This is a genomic window from Providencia sneebia DSM 19967 (assembly GCF_000314895.2).
GTDB lineage: Bacteria > Pseudomonadota > Gammaproteobacteria > Enterobacterales > Enterobacteriaceae > Providencia > Providencia sneebia.
This window is the reverse complement of sequence record NZ_CM001773.1, coordinates 1964585-1977107: the sequence shown is the minus strand read 5'-3', so window position 1 is coordinate 1977107 and position 12523 is coordinate 1964585. Positions and strand designations below refer to the sequence as shown.

Annotated in this window: 14 protein-coding genes and 1 other annotated feature; of the genes, 2 read left to right on the top strand and 12 right to left on the bottom strand. The window is 37.8% G+C overall.

The genetic code is table 11. The features are described 5' to 3' along the window. Positions 1-85: 85 nt before the first annotated feature. A complete protein-coding gene (locus OO7_RS08125; protein ID WP_008915469.1) occupies positions 86-1087 on the top strand; it encodes a RhoGAP domain-containing protein in 1002 nt (333 codons plus the stop codon). 61 nt (positions 1088-1148) lie between these two features. On the opposite strand, the gene ihfA is transcribed toward OO7_RS08125, so the two are convergent. The 9 genes from ihfA to thrS form a co-directional block, all read right to left on the bottom strand. Beyond that, positions 1149-1445, bottom strand: coding sequence for an integration host factor subunit alpha (gene ihfA, locus OO7_RS08120; protein ID WP_008915468.1), 297 nt, complete (start codon positions 1443-1445; stop codon positions 1149-1151). A 4-nt stretch (positions 1446-1449) separates the two neighbouring features. Next, positions 1450-3837 (bottom strand): phenylalanine--tRNA ligase subunit beta, encoded by a 2388-nt coding sequence (gene pheT / locus OO7_RS08115; RefSeq protein WP_008915467.1) that lies wholly within the window; start codon positions 3835-3837, stop codon positions 1450-1452. A 14-nt stretch (positions 3838-3851) separates the two neighbouring features. Beyond that, positions 3852-4835, bottom strand: a complete 984-nt coding sequence (gene pheS, locus OO7_RS08110; RefSeq protein ID WP_008915466.1) for a phenylalanine--tRNA ligase subunit alpha — start codon at positions 4833-4835, stop codon at positions 3852-3854. A 127-nt stretch (positions 4836-4962) separates the two neighbouring features. Continuing rightward, positions 4963-5087 (bottom strand) — a sequence feature (Phe leader region). Beyond that, a complete protein-coding gene (pheM, locus tag OO7_RS17620; RefSeq protein ID WP_156823168.1) occupies positions 5037-5081 on the bottom strand; it encodes a pheST operon leader peptide PheM in 45 nt (14 codons plus the stop codon). Its footprint overlaps the feature before it by 45 nt. An 87-nt stretch (positions 5088-5174) precedes the next feature. Continuing rightward, positions 5175-5531 (bottom strand): 50S ribosomal protein L20, encoded by a 357-nt coding sequence (rplT, locus tag OO7_RS08105; RefSeq protein ID WP_004235362.1) that lies wholly within the window; start codon positions 5529-5531, stop codon positions 5175-5177. A 43-nt stretch (positions 5532-5574) separates the two neighbouring features. After that, positions 5575-5772 (bottom strand): 50S ribosomal protein L35, encoded by a 198-nt coding sequence (rpmI, locus tag OO7_RS08100; RefSeq protein ID WP_005968897.1) that lies wholly within the window; start codon positions 5770-5772, stop codon positions 5575-5577. 93 nt (positions 5773-5865) lie between these two features. Beyond that, on the bottom strand, positions 5866-6408 hold the full coding sequence (infC, locus tag OO7_RS08095) for a translation initiation factor IF-3 (RefSeq protein WP_071524178.1): 543 nt from the start codon (positions 6406-6408) through the stop codon (positions 5866-5868). Between the two features lie 349 nt (positions 6409-6757). Further along, complete coding sequence (gene infC / locus OO7_RS08090) at positions 6758-7258, bottom strand: translation initiation factor IF-3 (RefSeq protein WP_071524177.1); 501 nt, start codon at positions 7256-7258, stop codon at positions 6758-6760. Positions 7259-7302: 44 nt separating this feature from the next. Further along, a complete protein-coding gene (thrS, locus tag OO7_RS08085) occupies positions 7303-9231 on the bottom strand; it encodes a threonine--tRNA ligase (RefSeq protein WP_008915463.1) in 1929 nt (642 codons plus the stop codon). Positions 9232-9688: 457 nt separating this feature from the next. Here thrS and OO7_RS08080 point away from each other — a divergent pair, with 457 nt between their 5' ends. Continuing rightward, complete coding sequence (locus OO7_RS08080) at positions 9689-9970, top strand: hypothetical protein (RefSeq protein ID WP_008915462.1); 282 nt, start codon at positions 9689-9691, stop codon at positions 9968-9970. A 60-nt stretch (positions 9971-10030) separates the two neighbouring features. Here the strand turns inward: OO7_RS08080 and OO7_RS08075 are convergent, their stop codons facing one another. From OO7_RS08075 to OO7_RS08065, 3 genes are all read right to left on the bottom strand, one after another. Continuing rightward, positions 10031-10480 (bottom strand): methyltransferase, encoded by a 450-nt coding sequence (locus OO7_RS08075; protein WP_043892680.1) that lies wholly within the window; start codon positions 10478-10480, stop codon positions 10031-10033. A gap of 112 nt (positions 10481-10592) precedes the next feature. Further along, the gene (locus OO7_RS08070) at positions 10593-10991 is read right to left on the bottom strand and encodes a hypothetical protein (protein ID WP_008915460.1); all 399 of its coding nucleotides are present in this window, start codon (positions 10989-10991) and stop codon (positions 10593-10595) included. Between the two features lie 703 nt (positions 10992-11694). Beyond that, positions 11695-12354, bottom strand: coding sequence for a transglycosylase SLT domain-containing protein (locus tag OO7_RS08065; protein ID WP_008915459.1), 660 nt, complete (start codon positions 12352-12354; stop codon positions 11695-11697). Positions 12355-12523 lie beyond the last annotated feature (169 nt).

The following is a 12523-nucleotide window of genomic DNA, read 5'->3' as shown; positions in this document are numbered from 1 at the left end:
TTCCTACCGCTTTTTATGAAAGTCGACTAAATATAATAACTTTATAGTGATTTACCTAACTTAATATCATCACTTAAGAGGTAATATGAATATTATATCTACTCAAGGAAACAATTCCGTTTCTCAAATCGAAAATCATTGTTCAACACCAGTTTCGCAAAAAACAGGTTTTCTCGGTGCTCTTCGACATATTTTTCAATCTTGTTTTAGCTACTTTTTCCCAAATAAACAGCCTGAGACTAATATAAACCATTCTGTTAGTCATTTGCTTGCAACAGATTGGCAATATGAATCTTTTTCACCTAGATCCGCCAATAAAATGCAAACTCATAATGAGCTTTCAGCTGAAAAATCGGCAAGTATACTCGATATCATTATGAAAAAAACAAAAGGAGAAGTCGAATCAAACAATTATTTATCCAATAAATCAGTCACAACAGACTGGGAATATGTACCATTTTCAGCTAATGCTACAAATAAAGCTTTTTCAAAAGATGAATTATCTGCTGATAAGTCTTCGAAAATACTCAATTTCATTATGAATAAAGCTAAAAATGAAGAATATGCCGGTAAAATGAATCAATTATCAGCTATTAACCCGATAAGCAAAGAAGAGAATATTGAAAAGATATCGGCAAGGTTCTCGAAATTAATAGATCTCGCGATGAGTAGTAATAAATTTGCCTCAACTCAAGGTATCTTACGTATATCAAGTAACTCAAATGACCAAAAGGCTTACATAGAAAAAATTAGCTCACCTAACTTTTTGAACTCAGATCAAAATACAATGCCTGATGTACATACTTTGGCATTTGCAATTAAAAAGACTATTCAAGATTATGCGCAACAACTTCCGGAAAATCAGCATGATTTAATACTTGAAAAATTAATGCCTTTGCTAATTAAAATTAGTCATAACGAACAAGAAACATTAATGTCTCCTAAAAACATATCAATAATTATAGCCCCACAATTCCTAACCAATGATAACATGCTCAATAAAGGCATTAATGGATTTGAAAAAGCAATTAATAAGGCGATCTATATTCAGCAAAAAATTGAACAAGCCATGACACAGCAATATTAATCACCCAGATAAAATAAAAGACCGCCGAGGCGGTCTTTTACTCATAAAGCAAATCCAACAATTACTCTTTAGGTGTTGCTTTTTCTACCCGGCTTTTTAATTTCTGTCCAGGACGGAAAGTGACAACGCGACGAGCAGTGATTGGAATATCTTCACCCGTTTTTGGATTGCGTCCAGGGCGTTGATTTTTATCACGTAAATCGAAGTTACCGAATCCAGATAATTTGACTTGCTCACCATTCTCTAGAGAAAGGCGAACTTCTTCAAAGAAGATTTCGACAAGATCTTTAGCATCACGTTTGCTAACACCTAGTTTTTCAAACAACTTTTCTGACATTTCAGCTTTAGTAAGCGCCATAGGTTTAGTCCCTCAAAGAGGCTTGGAATCGCTGTTTTAACGCAGCAACACACAGATCAACGGTAGCGGTTATCTCTTCTTCTTCCATCGTAGCAGTTGTATCTTGGAAGACGAGACTAATAGCAAGACTCTTATAACCATCTGCTATTCCTTCACCACAATACACATCAAACAAGTTTATGCCAACTATATGATTTATGCCAATTTTTTTACACTCTGTCAATACATCTGCGGCAGCAACATCTTCAGGCACAACAATTGCAATATCACGACGGTTCGATGGATAACGAGAAATCGCCTTAGCCTCAGGGATTACGCGGTTCATTATCGCATCACTACGAACCTCGAACACAACGGTACGACCATTTAAATCGAGTTTACGTTCAAGCTCTGGATGAACAACACCAATAATACCAATATGTTCATTTTCCAGATAAATCCCAGCACTTTGACCAGGATGCAACGCTGGATGAGCTTCAGGTTTAAATGTAATTTGATTCAGTTTGCCAGTCAATTCTAAAACAGCTTCGAGATCACCTTTTAAATCAAAGAAATCCACAACCTGCTTATCTAATGACCAATGTTCTTCAAATTTATTACCTGCAATCACCCCTGCCAACATTGGTTCTTGGCGAATTTGATATTCTGCTTGGTTATCAGGAACAAAGCGTAAGCCTGTTTCAAATAAACGAATACGATTTTGTTGGCGATTTTGGTTATAGACAACTGTAGTCAAAAGGCCCGTCAATAATGAGAGTCGCATTGCTGACATATCAGCAGAAATTGGGTTTGGTAATACCAGCGTTTCTTCTTCAGGGTGCAGAAGAGCTTGTATTTTAGGGTCGACAAAACTATAGGTGATAGCTTCTTGGAAACCGCGATCAACCAACAATGCCTTGATGCGCTTAAGTGGCAAGTTAGCTTCTTTGTGCTTAGTCATAATTAAATCAGCACGTAGAGGCACATCAGGAATATTGTTATAACCGTAAATGCGGGCAACTTCTTCGACCAAATCTTCTTCGATTTGCATATCAAAACGCCAGCTTGGCGCTACAACATCCCAACGACCTGCTGATTGACTTACTTGGCATCCCAAGCGAGTCAAAATATCAGTCACTGTGCTGTCATCAATCGAATAACCAATCAAGCGATCAAGCTTATTACGGGTCAGCGTAATATTAGCGGGTTTAGGAAGATGAGCAGAGCTAGTGACATCAATAATGTCACCAGCTTCACCACCGCAAATATCTAAAATCAGCTGAGTCGCACGTTCTATAGCTTTAAATTGTAATGCAGGATCGACGCCACGTTCAAAACGGTGAGATGCATCAGTGTGTAAACCATAATTACGTGCACGGCCTGTAATTGCTAATGGATTAAAGAATGCACACTCTAGTAGCACATTTTTAGTTTCGCTATTTACACCCGAATGTTCACCACCAAAAATACCCGCAATACCTAATGCTTTTTGTTCATCAGCAATGATTAATGTATCAGTCTTAAGCACAGCTTCGCTGCCATCGAGCAGAACAAGTTTTTCATCTTGTTTTGCCATGCGCACCACAACCGCGCCATCTAAACGATCTAAATCGTACGCGTGTTGAGGTTGACCTAATTCAAGTAATACATAATTAGTGATATCAACAACAGCATCAATTGAACGAATGCCACCGCGGCGCAATTTTTCTTTCATCCATATTGGTGTTTTTGCTGATACATCAATATTTTTAATAACGCGGCCTAAAAAGCGAGGACAAGCTTCAGGTGCTTCAACACGGATTGGGAATGATTCATTGATTGTTGCTTTAATTGGATTGATTTGCGGCTCATTCAATGGCAATTTATTAATGACCGCAACATCACGTGCAACACCAAGAATGCTTAAACAATCAGCGCGGTTTGGCGTAATACTGATTTCGATGATGCTATCATCAAATTTTAAATAATCACGTAAGTCAGTACCTACAGGTGCATCTAACGGCAATTCAATAATGCCATTATGATCATCAGAAATGCCAAGTTCAGAAAATGAACATAGCATCCCTTCAGACGGCTCGCCACGAAGTTTTGCGGCTTTGATTTTAAAATCACCGGGAAGCACTGCACCAACAGTAGCCACTGCAACCTTTAAACCTTGGCGACAATTTGGCGCGCCGCAGACGATATCTAGAAGACGGTCACCGCCAACATTGACTTTAGTCACACGCAATTTATCAGCATTAGGATGTTGACCACATTCAACAATTTCGCCAACCACTACACCATTAAACTGCCCTGCCACTGGCTCAACACCGTCAACTTCTAAACCTGCCATGGTGATCTGTTCAGATAATGCATCACTACTAATAGCGGGGTTCACCCATTCGCGTAACCAGAGTTCACTGAATTTCATGAGAGAGTCCCACCTTATTTAAACTGTTTAAGAAAACGGAGATCATTTTCAAAGAATGCACGCAAATCTGAAACGCCGTAGCGCAACATAGTTAAACGTTCCATTCCCATACCAAATGCGAATCCAGAATAGACTTCTGGGTCAATGCCAACATTACGCAAAACATTAGGATGAACCATGCCGCAACCAAGCACTTCTAACCACTTACCATTTTTGCCCATAACATCAACTTCTGCTGAAGGTTCTGTAAATGGGAAATAGGAAGGACGGAAACGCACTTGTACTTCTTCTTCAAAGAAGTTATTCAAGAAATCATGCAATGTACCTTTCAGATTGGTAAAGCTGATATCTTTATCAACAATTAAGCCTTCTGTTTGGTGGAACATTGGTGTGTGCGTTTGGTCATAATCATTACGATATACACGGCCTGGTGCAATAATACGAATTGGTGGCTGTTGACCATTCATCGTACGAATTTGAACACCTGACGTTTGTGTACGTAATAGACGTTTTGCATCAAACCAGAATGTATCATGATCTGCACGTGCTGGATGATGAGCGGGAATGTTCAGTGCATCGAAGTTATGATAATCGTCTTCAATTTCAGGACCAGTCTCAACACTAAAACCTAATTCACCAAAAAATTCTTCAATTCGCTGAATCGTACGGGTAACAGGGTGTAATCCACCATTTTCCATACGGCGTCCAGGTAATGAGACATCAATTTTCTCTGATGCTAAACGCGCATTTAAGATTTCTGCCTGCATGGCATCTTTACGTTTATTCAGTGCATCTTGAACCTGTACTTTGGCTTCATTTATCACCGCCCCAGCAGCTGGACGTTCATCAGCTGGCAGATCACGCAACGTTTTCATCTGTAGTGTGAAATGGCCGCTCTTGCCCAAATATTCAACACGTACTGATTCTAACGTAGCAACATCTTGGGCCTGTTCAATGGCTGCTTTTGCCTGTGCAACCAACTCAGCGAGTTGTGGCATTGTTTCCCCTTTATGACCTTCTGGTCGTTTTGCTAGTTATTCATCCAAATAATGAGTTTTCGCTTCTTGCCATTTTAGAAAAGATAAACACTTAACTGATTTTACGATATTTTTTCTAATAATCACAAACAAAAAAGCCTCCAATTAGGAGGCTTCAGCGTAACTTTTCATTTTTTTCTTACGCGTAAGAGCCCCCATTATTCAGGCGCTAAAGTAAAAAAAGAAACGAAAAGCAACGATTTTCATGTTCGAACTCTCTCAATAATCTTATTTATTAAGTATTAACACAAATAATCATAAATGAAAAGAGGAAGTTACCTTCCCCTTTTCAAGCAAACATTAGGCTAAAGCACCTTTCGCTTTTTCAACTAAAGCAGTGAATGCTGCTTTGTCGAATACTGCGATGTCTGCCAAAATCTTACGGTCGATTTCAATCGAAGCTTTTTTCAAGCCATTGATGAAGCGGCTGTAAGACAGACCGTTTTGGCGAGCCGCTGCGTTGATACGCGCGATCCACAGTTGACGGAACTGACGTTTACGCTGACGGCGGTCACGGTAAGCATATTGACCTGCTTTGATTACCGCTTGAAACGCTACGCGGTAAACACGTGAACGTGCACCATAGTAACCTTTCGCCTGCTTCAGAATTTTTTTGTGACGTGCACGTGCAATTACACCACGTTTAACGCGAGCCATAGCTATCTCCTATCGTCTTTTATCTTAATTAACCAATGTTTACTTATGCGTATGGCAGGCAAGCAATTACCAGACCCAGATCGCCCTTAGATACCATTCCTTTCGGACGTAAATGGCGTTTACGCTTAGTAGACTTTTTGGTCAGAATGTGACGAAGGTTTGCATGCTTGCGCTTAAAGCCACCGCCTGCAGTTTTTTTAAAGCGCTTTGCTGCGCCACGTACAGTTTTAATCTTTGGCATTTCTTTAATTTCCAACTTCGCATTGTCATTAACTACGAATTAATTAGGCGAATAACTTCATATTGCTACGAAAATTACTACTTGATGGCCCAATTATTTCTTCTTAGGTGCCAGTACCATGATCATTTGACGCCCTTCAATTCTTGAAGGAAATGATTCAACGATAACCAGCTCTTCGAGATCAGTTTTAATGCGGTTAAGCATTTCAATACCGATCTGCTGGTGAGCCATTTCACGACCACGAAAACGCAGTGTGACTTTCGCTTTATCACCATCTTCAATGAAGCGAATCAGGTTGCGTAGTTTGACCTGATAATCACCTTCATCTGTACCAGGGCGGAATTTAATTTCCTTCACCTGAACAACTTTTTGTTTCTTTTTCTGTTCTTTTTGAGACTTGCTCTTCTCATAAAGGAATTTGCCGTAATCCATGATACGACAAACTGGCGGTTCGGCATTAGGGCTAATTTCTACTAGGTCTACACCTGCTTCTTCAGCCTTTTCTAGAGCATCACGAACGCTCATAATACCTAGCTGTTCACCGTCTAAACCTGTTAAACGGACTTCAGTTACACCACGAATTTCATCATTAATACGATTCGGACGTGCTGTTGGGATTCTTTTTCCGCCTTTAATACTTCATTCCTCCAACTGGATAAAGAGATTTGCTAACTTCTCTAAAGCACACACCCCAGTACTCACTGAATTTATTCATAAAACAGTTTGTACTAAAGTGCAATATTCATTTGCCGATATCAAATTCTTTCACTTTGATTTGATATAGCGATTCGACCGCGGATTTTAATGCTTATTGCCAGATTACTCAAGTAGATAATCAACTTTTTCGTCTTCACATTATTTTTTTGACGTTAAATAACGACGGCCAACACACTATTTTACAAGTAATTAAGCACAATAACCACAAAAATCATTAAATTAAAAAACGACACCCACCATTAAATAGATGGGTGTCGTCCATTATTATTTAATTATTTTTCTTAGGTGCCAATACCATAATCATTTGACGCCCTTCAATTCTTGAAGGGAATGATTCTACTGACGCCAATTCTTCCAGATCAGCTTTAATGCGATTTAGCACTTCCATACCAATCTGTTGGTGGGCCATTTCACGACCACGGAAACGCAGTGTGACTTTCGCCTTATCACCATCTTCCAAGAAACGAATGAGACTACGTAATTTAACTTGATAGTCACCTTCATCAGTTCCAGGACGGAATTTAATTTCCTTCACCTGAACAACTTTTTGTTTTTTCTTCTGCTCTTTTTGAGATTTACTTTTCTCATAAAGATACCTGCCGTAGTCCATGATCCGACAAACAGGTGGTTCAGCATTAGGGCTAATTTCAACAAGATCAACACCAGCCTCTTCCGCTTTTGCAAGTGCTTCACGAACACTCATCACACCAAGCTGTTCACCTTCTAAACCAGTGACTCGGATTTCTGTTGCACGGATTTCTTCGTTAATACGATTTGGACGTGCTGTTGGGAGTTTTTTCCGCCTTTAATACCTTATTCCTCCATCTGATTGAGCTGACGACTGCGAATCTCTTCTAGCAGTTTGCTTGTAAATTCATTGACATCAAGGCTACCGAGGTCTTTACCACGGCGAGTACGAACAGCAACTTTACCTGATTCAACTTCTTTATCACCACAAACTAGCATATAAGGAACACGACGCAATGTGTGTTCACGGATCTTAAAGCCGATTTTCTCATTACGTAGATCCGCTTTCGCACGAATGCCAACACTTTGTAACTTACTCACTAATTCTTGAACATAATCTGCTTGAGTATCAGTGATATTCATCACAACAACTTGTTGTGGTGCTAACCAAGTTGGGAAGAAACCTGCGTACTCTTCAGTCAAAATACCAATAAAGCGTTCTAAAGAACCTAGCACTGCACGGTGGATCATGACAGGCACAATACGTTCGTTATTCTCACCCACATAAGATGCATTTAGTCGGCCAGGTAAGAAGAAGTCTAACTGTACAGTACCACATTGCCATGCGCGATCGAGGCAGTCGTACAGAGTGAATTCAATCTTAGGTCCATAAAATGCGCCTTCGCCTGGCTGATATTCAAACTCAATACCTTTGCTTTTTAATGCATTAGCCAAATCTGCTTCTGCTGTATCCCACATATCGTCAGTACCGATACGTTTTTCTGGGCGAGTAGATAATTTAACAACAATTTTTTCAAAACCGAATGTTGCATAAACATCATAAATCATTTCAATACAACTAGTAACTTCACTTAAGATTTGCTCTTCAGTACAGAAGATATGTGCATCATCTTGTGTAAAGCCACGTACACGCATTAAACCATGCAATGCACCAGAAGGCTCGTTGCGATGGCAACTACCGAATTCAGCCATACGCAGTGGTAGGTCACGGTAAGATTTCAAACCTTGGTTAAAAATTTGTACGTGGCCTGGGCAGTTCATTGGTTTCACGCAATATTCACGGTTTTCAGAAGAGGTTGTGAACATTGCATCTTTATAGTTTTCCCAGTGTCCTGTTTTTTCCCACAGAACTCTGTCCATCATAAATGGACCTTTAACTTCCTGATAATTGTACGATTTTAATTTAGTCCGTACAAACGTTTCTAATTCACGGAAGATAGTCCAGCCATCATTATGCCAGAATGCCATACCAGGAGCTTCTTCTTGCATATGATATAAATCTAACTGTTTACCGATTTTACGGTGGTCACGTTTAGCCGCTTCTTCTAAACGCAGTAAATAAGCGCTTAATTGTTTTTTATCTGCCCATGCCGTACCGTAAATACGTTGTAACATCTTGTTTTCGCTGTTACCACGCCAATATGCACCTGCTATTTTTTGCAGTTTAAAGTGATGGCAAAAACGCATATTTGGCACATGCGGGCCACGGCACATATCAATATATTCTTCATGATGATAGAGACCAGGATGATCATCTTGGCTGATATTCTCATCAAGAATTTCAACTTTATAATCTTCGCCACGCGCGACAAATGTTTCGCGAGCTTCAGCCCAAGAAACGCGTTTTTTAATCACATCATAATCTGTTTTGGCAAGTTCAAGCATACGCTTTTCAATCTTGTCCAAATCTTCCTGCGTCAGCGCGTGCTCAAGATCGATATCATAGTAAAAACCATTATCGATAACAGGTCCGATTGCCATTTTGGTATTCGGCCACAGTTGCTTAATAGCATGGCCTAGCAAGTGCGCACAGGAGTGACGGATGATTTCTAATCCATCATCATCTTTGCTCGTAATAATGGACAAATTCGCATCGTGTTCAATGAGCTCACACGCATCAACTAATTCACCATTAACACGACCAGCAATACACGCTTTTGCAAGACCCGCACCAATATCGCGAGCAACATCCATGACAGAAACTGAGTGGTCAAATTGACGCTGACTTCCATCAGGAAGAGTAATAACAGGCATTAATAAATCCTTATCAGCAGTGGTGACCCACACGAAAGATCACTTGCTTGATGATTCCAAAGTTTAAAAATCAATACGTTACGTTTAATTTCTTACTTCACAATGTAAGGTATGTACACTAACTTAAAAACGACTGATGCACATTAAAAGTAACTCAAATGAAATAATAACACAGACTCTATTATTAGCGATAGAAAAGAGGATGTTATCTCTGCATTCACAATTGCAGAGAAAGATAAACCAAACCATCAATGATCAATCTATATCATTTTATTAATGATACGTAGCTGTCATATTTATAATGTACAGGTTAATGTTTTAGCAGAATTTTCAGCAGATTAATCTATCATCCAGCGATTCAGCCTAACCATTTTCATGAAAAATCCTGACATACTTAAAATGTTGCGTAATTTTACCTATTAAATATCATCTAAGCTTTTAACCAAGGTATGAAATTATGAAAAACTTAGGATTACTGTTATCGCTGCTGATTATATCAACTTCATCATTTGCTGAATGTAATTTTAATAAAGCGGCTAGAAATAAAATGTTAGATCAAAAAGTCGGTATTTCAGGAAGTTGCGATGCGCAAAAAGCAACAAAAAATAAAGCAACCAAAAAACTGGATGACAGTTTAGGCATTGATTCTAAAAAGATCAAAAATGAGACTACAGAAAAGAAAGAGAATATTGAAAATAAAGTATCTACTGTCAATAAAGTGGTCGATCATATCAAATAATTTAACTCATCTTTTAATGAACGATAAGCCCGCAAATACTTAAACGGTTAATTGATAATGTCATAACCAACGACGTGTTTGTCGGCTATATCGATGCCATTCTTCTTTAAAACGCCCCGATAAAAACTTCTCTTCATGCGGAATAGTATAAAGATCAGTAAGTAACCAAAAAATAAATCCCGCTAATAAAAAATAAAATGAGTGAGTAAAAAGTGCAAAACCAATACTCATAGAAGTCAATGCAAGATATATCGGATTACGTGAGAATTTAAATGGACCATCAGTAATTAAAGTCGATGCTTGTATCATTGGATTTGATGATGTTTTATGACGTCTAAAATAGACTAAACTCATGCCTATCCAACCAAAACTTTCCAACACAACCAAAATAGCTATAATTCCTAACCAACTAGAATAATTAAAAATAAGTGCACCTTTGATATAAAGAAAATAGGCAGCAATTCCATTTAAAACCAGCCAATTTATGAAGGGAAATTTCAATATATTCATTGTTGAGCCTTTATCATAATAAAACACGATAAGACTAACATATTTTGCCTACGTTCTATATGAGCAATTAAACAGTTAAATTAATTTCATAACTCCATTCATAATGAATATGTTAACTATCACTTCCTAAGAAAAATACCCCTTTTAAACCTTCTAAACGAGCATATTCTTGTTGGCAAACCAATTTTCTCACCTGATTAGGCATGCTATTCACACGGCTACGCATTGATGTAATCTGATCATCTAACCCATTCATGGCTTTGGTATTCACAACATCTTCATTTGTTTTTAAGTAATCTGCAAATATCTGCAAATTATTTTCTAAACGATCACACACATTATCGCCTGCTCCCCAATTAGTCACTAATGAGTTCATGGATTCTGGCAATAATTTAGAGATGCTAGGGTAGACATTTTGTTTCCACTGTTGTGGAAAAACAATCAATAATGTTGCCATGGCAATACATGCAAACATCATAATTGTTATTAGGATTGCCTTTACATTTTTCATTGTAGCTCCAAAATTTGCCTTATTAACGCGGACTAGCATAATTCATTACGCGTAAAGCAAATTTTAAATAGAAAATTGTTTGTAAAGAAAACTCAATCAATATGAAGTGAATAGCACAAGCAGTTCTTATTACGACATGAAATAGGTATTGATAACTGATAAATAATAATGATTATTAATTTAACCCAAAAAAATATACAACTTTTATTAATTTCGATGACTTTATCTTCTTATCATCATCCGATAATGTTTTTCTGTCACATCTAAAATACTTGACTGCGAGTATCACGGGTAATTTATGAAAATATATTCTTTTAATGAATTTACATAACCAATAAATAAATAACAAAATTGAGTGTATATTTTTATTCTATCGAATTATCGACAACCTACTAATAGATGCCCTTAACCTTCTTATGTTTTACATAAGAAGGTTTTTTTTTGTTAGAAATCGAACACTTTTTAGCTAGCTAAGCTATCTCTATGTTCTAAAAGGCTTTAATTAGGTTATTCACAACTGAATGCCATAGTTACCCACAGTAGCTGTGAACAACTCCGCAATGCTTTCATAGATAACTCTATTTTAAGATAATGCAAATTAAATCAGTGAGAAATGCAGTGATGTTTTAAGCGGTTACGGGGCACAATGATAGTTAAAAGTGATATAAATCATCATATAACCCCGATGTGTTATTGTTGTATATCAATACGCCATTGCTAATGAATTATAAGCATTTTTGACTTTCCACAAATAACGTGGCGCTTGCGGCGCAGGATGCTTAGCCTGAACATGCTGATAAAACTCTTCTGGCGTCATTCTATTTATCTTGGCAATGGCTCTACCTTTATCATTATCAAATGTTCTCAATAAAGCCCCTGCTCCATTTACATAAGCAACCACTGTCGCATAATACATGGTTTGCGGATGTGAAATACCGGCAAGGTGTTGCTCTTTTAAGATACGAATATAAGCAGTGCCAATATCAATATTTTTTCTTGGATCTTTTAGATCATTTGAAGACGGTTCACCTGATTTCCCTTGAAAACGATAAGCATCTCGGCCCGCAGTAGAAGCTTTAATTTGCATTAAACCTATCGCGTTTGATTTACTGACAACCTCTGGTCGAAAATTTGATTCAACCTCAATAATCGCTCGGATCAATGCTTCATCCACATTATAACGACTTGATGATTCTCGAATAAATTCATCAAAAGGTGTTCGGGGATAGATAATATTTTGTTGAGCTATTGATGAATTCACATTCTGATTTAACATTTTTTGGGTTGATACCTGTTTTTCAGGCTGGCTAGAACACCCTGCAAGTAACAGAAATACCAATGCAACACCGATATTTTTTTTCACCAAGTAACCCTCTGCTATTCATATTTCGCTCATGCCCGACAGTTTTTCAACCTTGTACGGTTGATTTTGTGGATGATGCCAAGTAGAAAACTGACGAAAGAATAACTAATTATAAGAAAAATAAAATAATTTTTACTTAACTTTTATTTAAAACCATGTTTTATTCATA